The sequence below is a fragment of the Flammeovirga pectinis genome, from assembly GCF_003970675.1.
Classification (GTDB): Bacteria; Bacteroidota; Bacteroidia; order Cytophagales; family Flammeovirgaceae; genus Flammeovirga; species Flammeovirga pectinis.
In genome coordinates, this window is the sequence record NZ_CP034563.1 from 149,855 (window position 1) to 169,135 (window position 19,281).

The window sequence follows — 19,281 nt, forward strand, 5'->3', positions numbered from 1 at the left end:
AGCCCACAATCTCTTACCTTTAGAACTTAATTGAGTTTTTAAATTATAGTTTACTAAGATGAAAAAAAAGAGACAATAGTCGAAAAAGCGAAACGTGTTGTTCCTGATTTCAAAAACATGTTTGATCAAGTGTATCAAAACATGACACTCAGTGGGAAATCTTCTTCTACTTTTCAAAACTACATCCGTACTATCGCTAGTATTTCATTGTATTTTAAAAAGATTCCACTTGAACTTTCCGACGATCAAATTAATGATTATCTGCTTCTTCTCAAAGAAAAACAAAACACTTCTTACACAATCTTTAAACATTATGTCTATGCTTTAAGATATGTATTTAGATTAAGTGACAGAGATGATCGGGCCATACAATTACCCTATTTGAAACGAAAAGATGTATACTCTTCTTTTCAAGGCGACTTGGAATACCCTTAAAACTTTTGGAGAAAGTACACTCAAGGGTGAAATGGGCATGATTGCAGTACTGCATACTTGGGGACAAAACTTAAGTTTGCACCCTCACCTGCATTGCATTATTCCAGGTGGTGCATTAGTAAAAGGAAAACATTGGAAAGGAAGTGACAAAACAGGGAAATACCTTTTCAGTGCTAAAGGACTTGCTAAAATGTTTAGAGCGAAACTTTTAGCATTAATACGAAAAGATACTCATTTATATTCATTTTTTTCGACTGAAATAGCTAGAAAATGTATTGAAAAAGAATGGGTCGTCTATGCAAAAAGACCTTTTGGCGGTGCAAAAAAAATCATTGAATACTTAGGGAGATATACCCATAAAACTGCCATCTCTAACCATAGATTATTGCACTATTCTGACAAGAAAGTCACCTTCTCTTATAAAGATTACAGAAATGGAGCGAAGAAAAATGAAATGACGCTTTCGGATGTAGAATTCATTAGAAGATATACGCAACATCTACTTCCAAAAGGGTTTAGAAGAATCAGACATTTTGGCTTTTACAATGGAGCAATCAAGAAAGTAAAGATTGAAAAAATAAGAAAATCAATCGGACAAGAAACTCCGAAAATAAAAGAATGGGATTGGATTAAACTGTCAAAAGAAAAACTTGGGTATGATCCTCTTTTGTGTACTTGTTGTGGTAAAAGAGAGATGGTTATAATGCCTCGATTTCCTTCTCAAAGAGCTCCACCAAATCAACAGAATGTAACCAAAAAAATTTAAAGTAATACATTTTACTTCATTTTTTTGCTTATGAAAGTAAGCCCAGAGGCATACACCCCAAACTTGATGAAAATACTAATTTCTCATTAAGTTGGGGAATCTAATCTTCTTGAAAAAGTAATAAATGAAGAAGAAAATGAGATTATAGTTATCTCAAAAAAACTATGCATTAAAAAAGACCTCTCATGAAAATGAAAAGTCTATCCTAACTTCCTCCTACAGGAAATGTATTTCAAGCAAACAACGCCTTTGTTCAACTAGGGCTTAAATTTTGGCCTTTCAAGCCAATCTAAGCGCTAATTATTAGTTTAAGATATTCTTCTCTTTTAACCAATGTGCCTGATATAATAATTTTGTTTTATAATTAATGGTTGTATCTACTTCTGTAAAATCTCCTTTAAATGGAAGTCTGATAAGATAATCTATTAAACTATTAAATGAATGTTCCTCAAAACCTTCCCAAAATATCTTTTCGTTATATCTATAACCTCTATCATATAAAGATATATAATGACTATAAATTCTTGGCCAACAATTCTCTCTATAAAAATTATTTTGATAGAAAGTTCGCTCCCTAAGGATATTAGCGTTCCATATTTTCCAATTAAGAGTATCTTGTTCTAATTGAGTAAGATGCTTCTTGTAAGTTTTAAATTCTTTTTTACTATTTTCTCTATATGAATAATACATTAATTTGTTTTCTCTAATTTCTAGATGTATGTCACCTCTAAGGTTATTTTTATAATAACGATGGGATAATGAGATTTTTTTTCTTAAATATTCAGAAGGAATGTATTCATTACCAATTTTATTTTTATAAAAATATAAATTGGTATTTATTGGTTGATTTATTTCAAGCCAATTTAAAACATATATAGAAGATGACTTATTTAAAGTTACTATTAATGTATCTTCATTAAAGTAATTTATTCTAGTGTCAATTTTATAATCAAGTTTTTGGCTATCCTCAATATTTTCTTTTGTTATTCCTTCAATAATAACTTGGTTAGAATTATAATGGATAAAATGCCCTAAACCATTTTTATCAAATTTTAAAATTGCTCCATCTAAATATAGTTTAAATTTAGAAAGATCATTTTCCCCTGAAGGATCATAAATCCATTCATTATTGATGATATTATTTATTTCTTCAGAATTTAAAACTACTACTTCCTTGTTTTTACTTTTACATCCTATAAGAAGATACAGAAGTACTATTAATTTTAGATATTTCATTTATTAAGGATTAATGGAAGCTAACGTTTAGTGTAAAATGCGTTTTAATGCATTTTTACATAGTGTTGTGGTGTCGTTTTTCTTCTTATTCATAATAATTTTCCAGCATACAGCAGTAAAGCAAAATTTTTCCAATTCGGTTCCTCTTTTATAAGGTCACTGTCTTCTCCATATGCTTCAACAGATTCTAAAAAAGTCGAGATTGTTCCATTTTCTCATCCATTTGTTCCAGAACAATATGGGGATGAAGGATCAATTTTTTCTTTTTCATCTTCATCTATTTTATCCTCTTTAAGTGCCTTCAAGAACTTTAAAAAAGTTTTCTTAGAATTTACCTGATTTAACAGTTTATCTAGGTCCATATTGTCATTTATTAAATCATCCATTTCCAAATATCTAAATAGGTCAGAGATATTGACAGAATGGCTAATAAAATAGCTAGAGCTATAAGTAACGGTCTCTCTTTTTTTCTTATCGCTATTAGACCAAAGGTTAACCCTATGAATCCAATACCGCCATAGTAAAGTCTATCCAAATGCCTAAGTCCCATAAAAGCTCTGGATTTCCCATCAATTGCATGGTACTCGACAGAGATTTCGTAATTGATTTCCAGAGCAACTACGATGCAAATTAGACTCAATAATATGCCAGTTAAACTATATTTCATTCTTTATTATGCACCACAACAATATATAAACGTATTACCGTTTATATTTTTTGCGTTTATTTCTGTTTTATTTCTTTGAATAAGGCGATAAATACAAGCATATATTAATATCTTACAATAAAAGTTGTAGGATATTTTTTTTGCACATTATATTTTTTGCGTTTATCCAATTGTTAACACACTACTATTAATGGAGATATAAGTTTGCTTTATTGAAGTTTTAGTCGCCAGAAAGAAGAAGTTTATTAACCATAAGTAAGTTGTTGATAATAGAATTGAAATACAAATTTTATACATAAATTAACAATCATAAGTGTTTTAAGTTTCTACTCCCGACACTATTAAAATTAAAATGTTTTAATCGCTTACTGAAAATGAAAATTTTAAACCAATTCGTGAGCAAATGCAATTCTTCCCTTTCATCTACTCAAAATGAAAACAAAACAGTTGATTAAGGAAATTTGGGCATAAAAAAATCCCTTTAAGGGATATCAACTTGAAAAAATTGTAAGAAGTGAGGAGATTTTTAGGTGTAAAGAAGCAATTAAGAAAGGGTTAGACGCACTGCTTCTGTTCCATTGCTGTTGATGGATTTTTCCAGAGGGTAAATGTTGTTTCGTTTTTGATTAAGGCACGCATCCAATAATATTTTGGTGTGGATGCTGATCTTTGTTCTTTCAGTAGTTTTAGATGTTCCATCCAAAGATCATAGAGTTCCCAATCGTTGTTGTGGTCGAAATACTTTTTACCGAGACGGTAAGCATATCTTTTGGGAACGTGGAAATCGTTTTTCCTCCTGTTGGGTAATTTTAGTTTATAATACTGATCAGAATACCAGTAGATAAATCGTCTTTGGGCGTAAAGCTGATAATTGTCTTTTCTTCTTGGGTGATGTTGGAAGGGATTCTTTTTCTTAGACCCTGCATACTTCTTTCTTGCTAAGTATAATTTTTGGGCATAGTCGGCATTGTATTTTTTTGTCTTTGGGTTCGTATTTCTTTTCAACTCACGATAGATGGTAGAAGGAGACACTTCTAAACCTTCGGCAATTTCTGCAACGGTAAACATCTTGTCTTCTATCAAGCTTTGAATAACTTTTCTATGGTAGAGTTGAAGGTTTTTCATGGTAATTTAGTCTTAGGGAAAAGTATTATACTTTAACTACGTTAGAGATAAGTTTGTAAGATTTTACTGTCCAACCATAGTCTACTACTACTTTTGCACTCTCAACTAATTCTAATTTGTGTGTTTCTTTTTGTGAGCTTACAAATGTTGATACGTTTTGATCGTTAAGCGTATCTTTAAAATTAATAGTTTGCATTATTGCTTTTAGTTTTTCCAGTTATCGTTGCAGTTTTTAAGTCTATAAATTTTACAAAATATTCTTTTCTAATTCATAATTTAGGTTGGATAATTTTCACATTTCTTTGATAGTAAATACTTTTTATTAAGATAGTTATGAATTAAGTACTGAGAATGATAAGCGGGATTTGTAGAGTATGCATTTATACAGTCTACAATTTTCTACACCATAGTTTTTTATATTTTTTCGAAATCGGGAGACTGCTCCGGTGGGTAATCACAAGTAATGCCTAGCAAGTAAACACTTGTGATAGTGATAATTGTTTAGAAAAATAGAATTCATACTATCGCAAGTCTTGTGCAGAAAATAGAAATTCCACGACCAAACAAAATGCTATTTTGTAAGCATAACTATTGTCCAATGGATAGATATAAGCATTAAAGCAAAAATGACTAGAATTTACATCCTAATCATTTTTACTTTTCTATCTTTTTAGTTTCTCTAATTATTTTTTGTCTCTTTTATAATAGGTAACAATGCTTGCTTTTGCCAATGTATTATTCCATAGATAATAACCGACAACAGCGGGATTTGTATTTCCATCTAAACCAAGCTTATCTGTTTTAAGAGCGTAAACTGTAATAATATACTGATGTAAACCATGCCCTTCTGGAGGACAAGGGCCTCCGTAACCTTTTGCTCCATAATCTGTACTACTTTGAATTACTCCTTTCGGTGCTAAGTTTGCAGCAACATCTCCTGCCCCAGCAACTAATTCATTTGTGTTGGAAGGTATATCAAAAACCACCCAATGCCACCACCCACTACCCGTTGGTGCATCAGGGTCGTACATCGTTACCGCAAAACTTTTTGTTCCTTCTGGAGCATTTTTCCAAGATAACTGTGGCGATTGATTTTCGCCAGTGCAGCCAAAACCATTAAACTCTTCATTGATTGTTGCTTCTCCGCCTAAATCATTACTAGATAATGTAAATGTATTTTGACCAAAAATAGACGTTGAAAGAGTTATGAGTACTGCTAAAATTTGAATTGACTTAATCATAATATCTGCTTTTAATATATTTTATAATGCAAATCTATGGAGGAAAATAAGCCTTTTGTTAATCAAAATAGTTCAAAAAGTATTGCTAAAAGTTCAACTTGATTGGTGCTGTTTTGGTGTTATTCCAAACTTTGCTTTAAACGCTTGAATAAAATTTGATAGATTCTCATAACCAATTTCTTCGAATATATCGGATGGTCTTTTAGCCTCATTTTTTAATAAATAAGCTGAATGTTCAAGTCTTTTATCTTGAAACCATTTGCTTGGCGAACTATTAAAGTGCTTCTCAAACTCTCGTTTAAACGTAGAAACACTCATATTAGAAAGAAATGAAAGTTCTTTTATCGTTAATTTATTGAGCCTGTTACTTTCAATAGTCTGTATAAATTTCTGATTATCATTTGTATTACTAATTAACGAATAAAGAAAACCACCTCCTTTTGCATCCATTAAATAGAGCATAATTTCTTCAAACTTAGTTTTTAAAAGTTTTTGTTGTAGGGAGATCGTAAGCGTAGATATATCAACAAGACTATCCACAAATCTTTTTATGAACGTATCGTAACCGAAAGAATACGTAGAATAGTTTTGTACTGGTTTTCTAGTATTCAGTTCAAACTTTCTTAAAAAATTGAACACATCTTCTGTAGAAAAGAAGAATAAAATGCTTTTATAATATTTCACATCATTAGACAGCTTTTCTGTCATTAAACAATGTCCTGATTTCATTAATAAAAACTGAGTATTATCTATTTCGTATGTAGAATTGTCGAAAAATACTTCTTTAGTTCCTTCTTGCAAAAAACTAAACGTGTGTTTGTTTAGTAAGATTTGCTGCTTAGAGATTTCCTTTCTGCTTTCATAGTTAAATACAGAGATAGATAAAGAGGAATTCAATGGTAGTTCTTCTGGTAATGTAATTGTATTCATTGATATCTAACTTTTATTAAAAAATACTCTCGACAGCTAAAATGATCATTATATTCTGAATAGTTCTATTTTTTTAAAAAAAATAGAAATCGGGAGACTGCTCCGGTGGGTAACCACAAGTAATGCCTAGCAAGTAAACACTTGTGATAGCCAAACTTATGATTGAAAACTGGAGAAGATACGAACTTCTACTTCTGTAAAGTTTTATGAAAAAGCCGTGTAGAGGTCAAATAAATTCTTACATACTATTAAAATTATCGTTAATTTAATATGTAAAAGATATTTGGCTTTCTAATGTTGGAGAATAAATCTTTGAAGAGTTCGATTAATTAAAAGCATTGGTTTAGTATCTTCCCTATCAACCTACTGTAATATTCTAAAATAAAGAAGATGAAGAAGTTTCATTTCCAGAAAAAAAGAGGCGAAAATTATAAAAAATTCTTGACAAATTTATTTGGAGGAGAGATTATTAATGAACACCTAATTGCTATTGATAATGAAAATGCAAAGGGTGAAATTATCGTATTTGAGAGAGAAAATATGCGCTCTTTAGTTTTGAACTATAAGGCGAATATAAACTTTACAACAATATTAGAGCATGATGATAATTTTGATTATACTATCCGTTGTTATCAACCTACAGCTTCTTATAAAGGACAGGATAATACTACTATAGACTTAAAGTGTCCTCTTGGTTTTATTATTAATCAAAGAAATGATGTGCTTACGCTTTCTAAAAAAGAAGGAGACGATGTACAGGCTGTTGCCTTCTTTTTTAATCAAGAAAAGTTGACCAAAGAAACTATTCCTATTATAAATAAGATCAAATCTTTCTCTTTTAATATGGGTGATGAAAGGTTTATTAGATGGAACAAGAATTTTTTTAATAATGACCGTTCTTTCGTAAATAATAGCTTATATACCAAATGGGCTGAGCATAAATTGAACGAACTTTATGTTATTATTGAAAATATCATTTTAGAAAATGAAGAAGAGGAATCGGAAAAGATGTATCATGATTATGAAATAGATATTGCATTGCAAGTAAAAAATAGAATTGCGAATGAGCTAAATTACAAACCCAATATTGAAGAGATTTCTAAAGAATTTGGGATTAACAAAACTAAGATTGGTGTAGTATATAAGTTTATTTACGGACAAACAATCTATCAAGATTATAAAAAAGTAAGGATCTTTAGGGCAAAGGATATGATTAGTAGTACGACTAGAAAAATTTCGGATATAGCTTACGAACTTGGCTATACAGATTTACACCATTTATCTAAAGATTTTAAAAAGACTTTTGATATCACCCCTTCTGAATTAAGAGAATCTGTAAAAGAATAAAAAGTTTTTTTTACCACCTGCATAGTTTTTTTTACGTATTAGTACCTCTCAAAAACCTGACATTTGTATTCATCATTTAAACAAAAAAAGTATATAATGAAAAATACATCTCTATTTCATCAATTCTTAACTGACAATAAAATTCAATATATCTTTGGTAACCCAGGTACTACAGAAACACCAATAATGAATGCATTAGAAGGTGAAAAAGAGGTAGAATATATTTTAGGGTTACAAGAAAATTCCGTTATTGGTATTGCTGCGGGTTATGCTTTGGCATCAGAAAATATTGCAATGGTAAACATCCACACTTACCCTGGTTTAGCCAATGCCATGTGTAATTTATATTCTGCTTATAGATCAAAAATTCCATTACTCATAACCGCTGGCCAGCAAGATAGAAAACACCTTAGCATAGACCCAATATTGTCTGGTCCGCTTACAGACTTAGCTAGTACTGCTACTAAATCGGCAAAAGAAATCCATTTTGAAGGGGATTTTCAATTTGAATTACAAAGAGCAATTAACATTGCAAAAAAGGCTCCTGAGGGGCCAACTTTTGTAAGTATTCCTATGGATACCGTTAATGCTGAAGTAGGTACAAACTACAGAACTTTAACGCCCATTAAAACAACCTTTAAAAATGAAGTAGCTGTTGAAAGTATAAGAGAATTATTACTTACAGAAAAACAGAAACTAGGTAAAGTTGTATTACTTGTAGACGGCATTGCTACTAACGCAAATAAAGCATTAATTGCCTTTGCAGAAAACATTCAGGCAGACATTTACTCCACTCCTTTTCCTGTAAAAATACCTGTCCCGTCTACACATTATCTATACAAAGGGGCATTCCCTGCTTTCGCTTCTAAGCAACAGAATACACTAGAACACTACGATTTAATTTTTGTTATTGGTGATGCTCTTGATAGTTTCCTTTTTGATGATTTTACGGTTATACCTAAGGGGAAAACAGTAGTGCAAATCAATACAAATAATGATAAAGTTGGGGAATACTTCCCTGTAAATTATAGCCTTATTGGGGCTATAAAACCTATTTTCGAAAACTTAAATCAAGTACTTAAAACATTGCACCTAATTAAAACAGTAGATCCAGAGAAAGAAAAGAAACATTATAAAGTTCTTTTAGAAAATCAGCATACAATTTTAAATAGAAAGGATACAGCATTTAAAATTGATCGTGTTGCACTCGAAGTCGTCAGTAAAATTAAGGAAGAAAATGATATTGTATTAGAGGCCAGTTCTTATGAAGGAGATTTGAAATCTAGTATTAAAAGAGAAAAAGCCGGTAATGTTTATACTGCTCCTAGAGGTGGTGGTTTAGGTTGGGGTATGCCTGTAGCAATTGGTTTAAGTTTAGCGACCAAAAAGCATAGCGTTTGTTTTGTTGGTGATGGTGGTTTTCAGTATTCTTTACAAGCTATTTATACGGCAAAAAAATATAGTATTCCTGTTGTTTTTATTGTATTAAACAATGGTGCTTATAAGGTACTTAAAGAGCTTTGGAAATACCAATTCCCAAAAACAACAGAAGAGGATTATCATGAATTAGACCTTAAACCAGAGGTAGATATTTTAGCTATTTCGAAAGGATATGGAGCAGCTACTTTTAATCCAAAAGATTACAAAGAACTTAACAAAATGATGGAAGAGGCCTTAAAAATTCAAGGTCCTTCTGTTATTAATGTGAAGATGTAGTATTTAAAGTAAAGTATAGATTTAGCATAGGTATTTAGTGATAAAAATGCACTCGATCTTTAAAATAAAAACACCCCCCAATAATTAATACTGGGAGGTGAATAAACGTTAGTAGTAGATAGTAAAATTATTTTATCAATAACTTACTTGTTGCTTTATTACCAGAAATATCTGATACCACAACAATGTATGTTCCTTTTTGTAATGTTGAGACTGGTAATCTAAGCACACCCTCAAAAGAAGTGTCTAGTACAGACTGACCTACAACATTTAGAATTGAAAGTGATTTTACACGTTCCATGTGTTCCGCTTTAATAGTTACAAAATCAGTAGCAGGATTTGGATAGATTTCAATATCAATATTTAGGTCTTGAATTTGACCTATAGATCTAAATCTTGCACTACTTGTAATTTCACTAATCACAACATCATCTAAAAAAGAAGCTCCAACGGCATCATTTCCTCTCCAAAATCCAATCTTGGCCTCTTCTCCTTCATTATCAGTTGTAAAGTTGATAGTGAACTGTGTATAATTGCTTTCGACTATATTTTGTTCAAAATATTTTGCTCCTAGAGCATTTTTTATATGAAACTTAGCCATGACAGAAGGATCTTCTACTTTAGCATAAAAAGAGACTTGGTAGTCTGTATTTTTCTTTAAACTTATGATCTGACTAGCACCACCCCTAGCATTAATTTTTAAAGAAGTACTACCATTATGAGGATTTAATGTTTCTGTAGTTGTTCCTCCATAATAATCCCATGAGTTTAACCCTAGTTCAAAATCTGCATTCAGAACCGTTGCCGTTATGGATACATCAACAGTACCATTTTCTAAATCTTGCCAATTGGCATCTTGGAAAATATAACGGTAAGTAACATCACCGGTAGCAGTTGGTGTATACGAGAATGTTAAATTTGGTGTGGTAAGTGAAGAAATCAAATTCCAATCCATATCATAAACATAAATATACTTAGTTTCTGGAGCAGTACTAAAAGAGAATTCAAGCCCCGAAGCTATATCATATGTATTGCCTTGAATAGGAGAAATGATTCCATTTACCTGAGCTGCAATTACCGTAATAGTTGTATTTGCTGTAAACCCACCATCATTTGTTGTTGCTGTAATAGTAGCTGTTCCGGGCGTTAGAGCAGTTACCAATCCGTTTGCATTTACTGTTGCAGTAGAAGTATTATCACTCTCCCAAACTACACTTTTATCTGATGCGTTTGTAGGAAGAACAGTGGCAGATAACTGTAAGGCTGTATTTGAAAATACCGTTTCATTCTCATGAGAAAGTGAAAGACTTGTAACAGGTTCGTTACTTACTTCTTCTACTTTTGTTAAAGACATATTATCTGCATAAGCACTCGTACCATTACTTTCTGGCAACCAAACCCAAGCCTGAACAGACGTTGTATTTGCATTTGTAGTAAATACTACCTCATGTTCTTTATAAGAAGTAGAATAAATATCCTTAGTAGCAATATTACCCCCACTATTACCAACACCCAACACTACTTTTTTTGCTGAATTATCCGTTTTCACAAAAGCAGTTAGTTTATATGTTGTAGATGGTTCTACCGTTACCCATTGATTAAATGATCCTGAAGTTTCAATTTTAATGGCAGAATTTCCATTCTGAGCATCAGAAGTTACCGTTGGTGAATTCCAAGAATCCCAACTGCTTAATCCATTTTCAAAATCGCCATTAAAGAGTAATTCTGTGTTTGCTTCATAATTAAAAGAAACCATTGTTAATGAATTTGCTTTTATACTTGCCACATAATTACCTGAGGTTGTAGAATTCCATAGTGAAATAGTAGACAATTCACCCGGATCACTAAAACGTAGTGCTTGATCTACAGAAGTGACGTTTAAATTATTAAAATTGAACTCTACAGATTTATTCTCATCATTTTTATTAAGGAGATATACATACGTTTTGTTTCCTTTTACAACAGTTGTTGTCATGATATTATTATCCGATACAGAAGATGTTGTAACCTGACCTCCAATAGCATGATGGTACAGTTCAAACATAGCAGCAGAAGCACTTGGTGCATGGTCATTATCAGAATTGATTAAAGTTAGAAATTCTGACTTTGAGCTCTCTTTCCAATGCGAAGTCCACATAGAAGCATATTCAATACCCGCTTGCATAAATTGCATTTGCATTTCAGATTGCATTAATGCGGTCATATATTCCGTATGATCTGGATTAGAATTATGATCTCCAGGAGCAATATTCCATTCTAAAACAGCCACCTTAATATGAGATTTTCCTAAAGAAGCTGCCAAGTTATTAAAGTAAGCTACTTCTTCTACATAAGAACCACCATCATATGATGCTGTCTCGTATTCCATAGGTGTTTTGGCTTTCCAGTCTGCCCAGTTCGATACTCCCCATTTCCAATACCAATGCACGTCTACATAATCAATATTGTGACCTGCTACGGTAAGTAAAGTTTCATAATCAGATACATTATTACTGAATTGATCTCTCCAATTGATGAAAAATTTAGCATCAGGAACGTATTTTTTTATAGAATCTGCATACAAATTAATTTGTTGTGCATAGTTAGCGGCAGTCCAATGTCCGCCATCACCTCTCATGTCTTTATTATAACCGTTACCGTGGTGATAAGTTTCGTTATCTAAGAAAAAGCATTTAGCATCGAAGTTGTTATCAATACAATATTTCACTAAAGCTACAGCCTCAGCAACACCATCATCTACGCGACCCCATTCCATACCAGAACTCATATTAATACCTACCATTGGTTGAGTACCAGCGGCACGAGTTAATGTCATGTATTCATCCAAATCCATAAATTCAGAAGTATGTGGCGTCCATTCTTCGGGATATTCAGGGTTCCAATTATCCACCCAACCAGCACCTAAATCATTCCAATGGTACATAGAAGTAGGTGTTCCGCCCGGCCAACGTAAAAAACCAGCTCCAACATCTTTAAATAGTTGTGCCATTGCTCCATCTTCATAAATAGAATCTGTTTCTACAGAGTAAGATAACCCCTGCCCTTGTATCATGGGGTGTATTGTGTGGCTTCTTTGTGTTCCATTAACTGTTAACTGTACTTGTGCAGATGCAGTTAAAGTTGCAAACAGAAAGACTAAATAGGTTAGTTTTAAATTCATAGATTTTATTATTTAAATCAAGCAACCCTTTCATCAAAATGACGAAAGGGTTGCTTTGAAATCAGTTGTTATTTTATTAATAATTTACTTGTTGCTCTATTTCCTTTTTCATCAGAAATAAGCACAATGTATGTCCCTTTTTGTAGTGTTGAGACCGGTAATTTTAATACCTCTTCAAAAGTTGTATTGACTACAGATTGGCCTACAATGTTTAGGATTGAAATAGATTTTAACCCTTCCATTTTCGTTGTTTTGAATGTTACAAAATCAGACGCTGGATTTGGGTAAACCAATACACTTGTTAACTCTTCTTCTAATTCAATAGTAGTAGTTTTTCTTGCTGATGATGATGGAACTTCAATCAACATTGCATTATCAAGGTATGCATAGCCACTAGAACCGCTTGGTCGCCAGAAATAAACTGTAATAGTAGTTTCGTTATTACCAGTTTCAAAAGCTACTTCATGGTACGTATAAAATTCATTTGTGATATCCTTGAAAGCAATACCGTCACTATTTGCATCATTTACACCCATCACTACTCTAGCACTTGATGGATTATCCACTTTAACATACCCAGAGAAAATATAAGATGTGTTTGCTTTAACGGTAATTGTTTGGTTACACGATCCTACTCCATTTAATCGTAAAGAAGACCCCTCATAAGCTCCATCTGTTGTTGTAACAATATCTTGCCAAATGCTCCAATGGTTTAAACCATCCTCAAAGTCGCCATTTTTAAATGTCGCAATACTAGATGGACTAACTGTTACTACAGTAGAAGCCGTTAAATTGCTATCAACAGATTGTACCGTAATATTTGCTGTTCCTGCACTTACTGCAGTTACAACACCATTAGATACAGTTGCCACTGCACTATTATCACTACTCCATGTTACAGATTTGTCAGATGCATTAGAAGGTGCAATAGTTTCTGCTAAACTAATTGATCCGCCTGCTTGTAAAGCTCCATTTTGAGCAGATACACTTATTGTAGCTACTGGTACATAAACCGCAGATTTTTTCACTACTTTTATGTTGTCAATTGTTGCAGTAGCCCCATCACTTGGAGGTAACCAAGAGAATACTTTTACCGTAGTATTACTTCCTGTTTCAAATTCAACCTCATGTAATTTATATACTCCAGTGTAAATATCTTTACTATCAATACGGTTATTATCTGCATCATTTACTCCTAAAACAATACGTTTGGCTGTATTGCTAATTTTAATGTATGCTGATAAAATATATGTACTGTTTTGTTCTACAGTAATCCATTGGTTGGCAGATCCTTTTTCTGTAATAGTAATTGCAGTTGTGCCTTGGTAAGCATCTGTAGTTTCTTGCGGTGAGTTCCATGTATTCCAATCGCTATTTAAGCCATTTTCAAAACCGCCATTGATTACTAAATCTACTTCTACATCTGCACCAACTGTAACATTAGCAGACGATGTAAAACCACCATCTTCTGTTGTTGCCGTAATAGCTGCATTACCATTGCTTACTGCAGTTACTAAACCAGTGCTACTATTTACCGTTGCCACAGCCGTGTTACTACTCGACCATGTTACTGTTTTATAAGTAGCGTTACTTGGTGCTACAGTTGCAGTTAATTGCACTGTTTCTCCAGCTTCAATTGCTCCACCCGCAGCCGCTACAGTTACGCCCGTAGTTCTAATTGCATCTTTATGGATTTGGCTATTGAAGTTGTTATCTGCACCAATGTTTGGAATTAAATTCTTAACATCTACTGCATTACCGTAAATATCAGTTGCTGTGTGTAGAGAGATATTGGCAAAAATACCTTTACCTGCCATTGGGAAAGAAGGCTCTGGGAAAGCTGTTCCGTTATCTACCGCAGGGCTACCTTCTTGTAATTGGAAGCCTTCGATATCACTTGCAGACTCATCTACAAAAAGTGGATCTTGACCCGTAATTTTGTTATTATCAAGGTTTGTGAACCCACTTGCAACGTTACCATAAAAAAGGTTATTGCTAACAACTAGATCACTACCATTTGCAATATCAATCATTACCTCATCAGCACCAATTGCCGCACCATCAACTACTTTGAAGATGTTGTTATAGATAAATGTATTTTTAGCATAGATAGAGATATCTGGCTTACAAGCACTGTTATTTAATAATACCGTATTGTTATACACAAAGTTACTATCCGAACGAATAGGCGTTTTATCAGAACCAACATATCCTGATACCCAAATAGAATACCCATGGTGATCTCTGAAACCATCGTTCTTACTTACATTGTAACGGAATGTACTGTTTACACAATCACCAAGAATTTCTACAAATCCACCCTCTGTATCTTCGCTATAATTATATTGATAAATGGCATTCTTACAGTAAAAATCAATATGTCCTGCAGAACCATAAGTATCTCCAAAACCTCTTGCTCTTAATTGTTTGTTGTATTGTACAATCACGTTTCTAGAATCCCAAATCCAGCAGCCTTCACCTCTACCAAAATACCTATCTGTAGAAGATTGGTGATTACCCCATCCTAAATCTACAAAAGTATTTTTTTCTACAATAGAATTACAAACAGATGCCAAAACAACACCATCACCACCTAGCTTTTCGAAGTGGTTATTTCTTACTACAAAGTTGAGGTTTCTTTCCTCTTCATCTATAGGATTATTGTATGATGCTAAGTTAGATAAATGACGAATACTGATAGCTGTAGACCCTAAATTATAGAAATAACAGTTTTCAATTAAAACATCATCAATACCCACTTCATTAGTTGGTGTAACAGTGATATCGTCTCTGTCAGAATCAAAAAAGATACCTTTTGCAGAGTAATAATCTAAAGTAAAAAGACCTTGGTAATCAATCATGTTGATGCCAAAAACGTCTGTAATTTTTAAGTTACGGAAAGTAAGTCCTTTACTAATACCACCCCACTTATTTGCTATTACTTTAATACCATAAGAAGTGTTTGTTCCCCATGTGATATTCCCCATATTCTGACGGTCATTCTTTACCCAAATACCATCTAATGTGATATAACTTGTGTTCGTCATTTTAATTGCCTCGATAAAATCACCAGTAGCAATATTACCTGAACCAGAAATAATTGGTAATTCTCCTGTCCCGTAGCTACCAATCTCAATTGGTTTGCTTTCCGTACCAGAACAAAGAATTACAAACTGTCCTTCAAAAGTGTCTCCTTTTCTAAAAAGAAGTTTATCACCCGGGTTTAAAAGTCCACCTTTAGCCACCGTTTTTACTGCTTCAGTAGCTTTCGTTAGTGTTTTCCATGGTGAATCAATACTACCAGAATTAGAATCATTACCGTCAGCACTAACATAGTAAATGTTGTACACTCCTCTAACCACAATATTGTCTACAGAAATTGTACTAGTAGATGACGATAAAGTGATTATGTTTTCAATCCCTGCTTGTAAAGTTACATCAAGAATTGTTGCTTTTGCAGTTCCTTCGTAAGCCCAATTAGAAGCAGCCAAAGTAATCGCAGAAGTTACCCCATTTACCGTTAAATCTGCATCGGTAGTGTTTCCTCCATTGAACGTGAAAATTTCTAATTTGTAATTACCATCCGTGGCAACATCAGAAATAGACAACTGTAAAGAACCACTTGGGTCTGCTTGTTTTAGTTTAAGATAAGTACCACCACTTGCGTAAGTACCTGTTGCTGTTTCGGTAGTTCCTGTTAAGGTTGCTGCTTCTGCTTCCAGTATCTCGTCTAACTCTGTAGCATAGAGTAGTTGTGTGAACGAGATAAAAATAAGCCAGAAAAATAAGTATGCTTTCTTCATAGCGCTTAGTAATTAAATGATTAAAATTGACGGGAGATATTCTATTCATTCATTTCATGATAATTTAGAATAAGGGTTGGATTCCTAACTCAAATAGTAACTATTCCCGCCTTTAAATAAGGTTATAGCAATACAAAATATTGATATACCTATAGTTGAATAAGTGTAAGTAACAGGAATGCGCAGAAGAAATTGTACACAAAACAACCTTCACAATAACATAAATTCGAATTTTTTAACAACGAGAACTCTATTAGCGTATATATTACACTAACATTATCTATTTGTGTTAGCACAACGAAAAAAACTCCCCACATTTACTGTAAGGAGTTTTGATTAATGAAAAGAAAATGAATACTATTTATTCGACAATTTCTTCAACGGTATAAAATTTCTTGTCTATTTTTTTTAAATCTATCAAGTGGTTTAAATGATAATCAATGACCTTCATTTCATAGAAAGATCCCCCTTTTGTAAAATTATTAACGCTCGAATTGAAATAGAGTTTATAATACCCATTTATCTTCTTGTATTTTAAAATATCCTTTCTGTATTTAATACTATCATTTAAATGAAAAAAGTACTCTGGGTTTGGTTTTATATTTTTATCTAAAAAAGTAATGCATTCTATTTCTTCTACAGCATAATCTTTCTTGTTAATTACATACTTTACCATCAATAAATTTCCTGAATCAGGCCAAGAAAATGTTTTATTAAAATGATCATTTTTTATAGCTCCAATAATTTCAAATTTATCTTCAGACTCATAATAAATTTCTGATTGGTATTTATTTAATTTCCGTTTATTCAATACCGTATACCGTCTATATTCTATCAAATCTGCCTCGGTAAATAGACTTAATACTTTAAATTTATTATAAGTATTGTAGTGACAACCACCCACCTTTATTTTAAAATCTACTTTTTCAGTTTCATATTTTTGTAAGCCATTTTCACCAATACTATTAATTGAAGACGCTACTATATTATAATTTTCTACTAGGAGGTAATTCCTTTTAGAAGTATAACCATCTTTATCATTTCTCTTTATCGTCGTTTTAAATTGTAAAAGTTTATCATTAATACTATCGTATTTAATTAACTTTGTAGCCACTGTTTCAGAATAAGGAAGCGTACTATAATTCTTAGTAAGGTTTGCATTTACTTTTTTAAACACATCTTTTGGCGTGTATTTTTTTTCTCTAATTACAACTCCCGATAATTCTCTTGTAGTAGGTTGTAAATAATATTCTTCTGTATTCAGATCTTCAATTTTATAGTACAACTTTTCATACCCTAAAGAAGAAAATATGACTTGATTTTTTGATGTAAAATATTCTGAAGGAATTTTTAAAACAAATATCCCATCTTCATTTGTAGAAGTTGCAAAGTTATATTCTGGGTTACCAATTGTAGTATATGAAATAGGTTCTCCTGTTTCTTTATCTTTAACTACACCCCTCACCTCTGTATAATCTACGCTGTGTTTTAACTTCTTATAAATATGTGTTTCTCGCTCTATATTATCTAGTGTATCATCAAAAACAACTCTTTCAAATTTAATAGAAGTATCTGTAAAATCTTCTTCCATATCATGGTATGGAGCCAAAGTATTTAAGCAAACAATTGCATCTGACATAGTACTCCAATTTGCCTCTTCTATTGCATTAAAATTTAAGGCACTAGATATAGGATAGGTTGCATAAGGAATTTCACTAGTATATAAAGAATCAATCAGATTATTAGTAGAAAAGAAATTTTCAACAGATTGAACAGCACTAGAATCAGTATGTCCTGTTAATAGAATTGATTTCACATTAAAATCGGTTTTTATCTTTTCTATTGGTGATTGATACTTATTCTTTTCTAAATCACCAATAAAACTACTCTTTAATAAACCTGAATAATTCATACCTAAAATAACAACCTTTTTATTTGGGTATTTATTTATGTGATACCTAATATTATCTGCCATCTGATTTGCTTTAATAGCCGATCCATTCATATTATCGGCATCCCTTAAATACAATACATAAGCAGTGGTATTTTTTAATATTTGAATAAGATCTGCTCTACTTTTCTCTGTAAGAGATGTATTACTTTCTATTTCCTTATTTAACCTAGTTGTTAACCTCAAGAAGGTGCTTACTTTCATTTTGTTAGATAGCCCCCACGATTGTTTACAATCAGCATAGTACTCTTTCCATAAATCAAAGGCTTCAATTGTTTTTTCTGTCAGTAATCCTTCTTCAATTAATTCAAAAAATTTAGTTTCAAGAGCAAACCCTCTAATATCAAAGCCTCCAAGTAGTATATTTCTCTCTTGAATTATTTTAAACAATTCGTGAAATTCCCTAGTGTAACCTTGGTATATTTCATCTTTTAAATTCTCTACATTATCATTAATATGTATCATATCAGAAAACCCTGCCTCAAACAGAATCATATCACACCTGTTTAATTCTGATAGGTAGTCGACATACTTTGTTTTGGTTTCCATGAAATTTGAATAATCACCTGGATACGGTTCCCCAATAAAGATTATTTCTGTAGAATCAGAAAGTGATTTTAAAGTTACTTGATTTTGAGCCTGCAGCAGGCAAGGCAACAGCATTGTAAAAAGAAATGTAAGTGTAATTTTAACCATTAGTTTTTGATAGTTTATTAAAATTCAAGTATACTTTAAATACAAAATAAAAACACCTATTTAACATAAATTACATTACTACATTAATACACACTTTATTCATTTTGTAGTACATTTATAAAATCATTCTAAATAAAAAAGCCCTCCCATTTTTTACAATGGAAAGGCTTACTATGAAGAGTTAGATATTCTAATTGATTATTAATTT

Annotated in this window: 12 protein-coding genes and 1 pseudogene; 4 read left to right on the forward strand and 9 right to left on the reverse strand. The window is 32.2% G+C overall.

Translation table 11 applies throughout. The features are described 5' to 3' along the window. Nucleotides 1–117: 117 nt before the first annotated feature. Entirely contained in the window at nucleotides 118–435 is a 318-nt protein-coding gene (locus EI427_RS21160; RefSeq protein WP_126618737.1) for a phage integrase N-terminal SAM-like domain-containing protein, read from the forward strand. Beyond that, nucleotides 389–1,201, forward strand: a pseudogene (locus tag EI427_RS21165) (IS91 family transposase); the annotation flags it as partial. The gene EI427_RS21160 and the pseudogene EI427_RS21165, both read left to right, overlap by 47 nt. Nucleotides 1,202–1,504: 303 nt before the next feature. On the opposite strand, the gene EI427_RS21170 reads toward EI427_RS21165, so the two are convergent. The 6 genes from EI427_RS21170 to EI427_RS21185 form a co-directional block, all read right to left on the reverse strand. Further along, nucleotides 1,505–2,437, reverse strand: a complete 933-nt coding sequence (locus tag EI427_RS21170) for a hypothetical protein (protein WP_126618742.1) — start codon at nucleotides 2,435–2,437, stop codon at nucleotides 1,505–1,507. 215 nt (nucleotides 2,438–2,652) lie between these two features. Continuing rightward, a complete protein-coding gene (locus EI427_RS25965) occupies nucleotides 2,653–2,823 on the reverse strand; it encodes a hypothetical protein (RefSeq protein ID WP_155523306.1) in 171 nt (56 codons plus the stop codon). A gap of 836 nt (nucleotides 2,824–3,659) precedes the next feature. Then, nucleotides 3,660–4,229: a helix-turn-helix domain-containing protein gene (locus tag EI427_RS21175; protein WP_126618744.1), complete on the reverse strand. Its 570-nt coding sequence runs from the start codon at nucleotides 4,227–4,229 to the stop codon at nucleotides 3,660–3,662. Nucleotides 4,230–4,254: 25 nt separating this feature from the next. Next, nucleotides 4,255–4,425 carry a hypothetical protein gene (locus tag EI427_RS25970; RefSeq protein WP_155523307.1) on the reverse strand — a complete coding sequence of 57 codons (171 nt, stop codon included), beginning with the start codon at nucleotides 4,423–4,425 and terminating at the stop codon, nucleotides 4,255–4,257. A 487-nt stretch (nucleotides 4,426–4,912) separates the two neighbouring features. Beyond that, entirely contained in the window at nucleotides 4,913–5,470 is a 558-nt protein-coding gene (locus EI427_RS21180) for a YbhB/YbcL family Raf kinase inhibitor-like protein (RefSeq protein ID WP_126618747.1), read from the reverse strand. Nucleotides 5,471–5,563: 93 nt separating this feature from the next. Continuing rightward, nucleotides 5,564–6,400 (reverse strand): helix-turn-helix domain-containing protein, encoded by an 837-nt coding sequence (locus EI427_RS21185; protein ID WP_126618750.1) that lies wholly within the window; start codon nucleotides 6,398–6,400, stop codon nucleotides 5,564–5,566. Nucleotides 6,401–6,790: 390 nt separating this feature from the next. Here EI427_RS21185 and EI427_RS21190 point away from each other — a divergent pair, with 390 nt between their 5' ends. Next, nucleotides 6,791–7,747: a helix-turn-helix domain-containing protein gene (locus tag EI427_RS21190; protein ID WP_126618752.1), complete on the forward strand. Its 957-nt coding sequence runs from the start codon at nucleotides 6,791–6,793 to the stop codon at nucleotides 7,745–7,747. 96 nt (nucleotides 7,748–7,843) lie between these two features. Next, nucleotides 7,844–9,463, forward strand: a complete 1,620-nt coding sequence (locus tag EI427_RS21195) for a thiamine pyrophosphate-binding protein (RefSeq protein ID WP_126618755.1) — start codon at nucleotides 7,844–7,846, stop codon at nucleotides 9,461–9,463. A 127-nt stretch (nucleotides 9,464–9,590) separates the two neighbouring features. Here the strand turns inward: EI427_RS21195 and EI427_RS21200 are convergent, their stop codons facing one another. The 3 genes from EI427_RS21200 to EI427_RS21210 form a co-directional block, all read right to left on the reverse strand. Further along, on the reverse strand, nucleotides 9,591–12,623 hold the full coding sequence (locus tag EI427_RS21200; RefSeq protein WP_126618757.1) for an Ig-like domain-containing protein: 3,033 nt from the start codon (nucleotides 12,621–12,623) through the stop codon (nucleotides 9,591–9,593). A gap of 68 nt (nucleotides 12,624–12,691) precedes the next feature. Continuing rightward, nucleotides 12,692–16,426 (reverse strand): Ig-like domain-containing protein, encoded by a 3,735-nt coding sequence (locus EI427_RS21205; protein ID WP_126618758.1) that lies wholly within the window; start codon nucleotides 16,424–16,426, stop codon nucleotides 12,692–12,694. A gap of 361 nt (nucleotides 16,427–16,787) precedes the next feature. Further along, a complete protein-coding gene (locus tag EI427_RS21210; protein WP_126618760.1) occupies nucleotides 16,788–19,073 on the reverse strand; it encodes a carboxypeptidase-like regulatory domain-containing protein in 2,286 nt (761 codons plus the stop codon). Nucleotides 19,074–19,281: the final 208 nt, after the last annotated feature.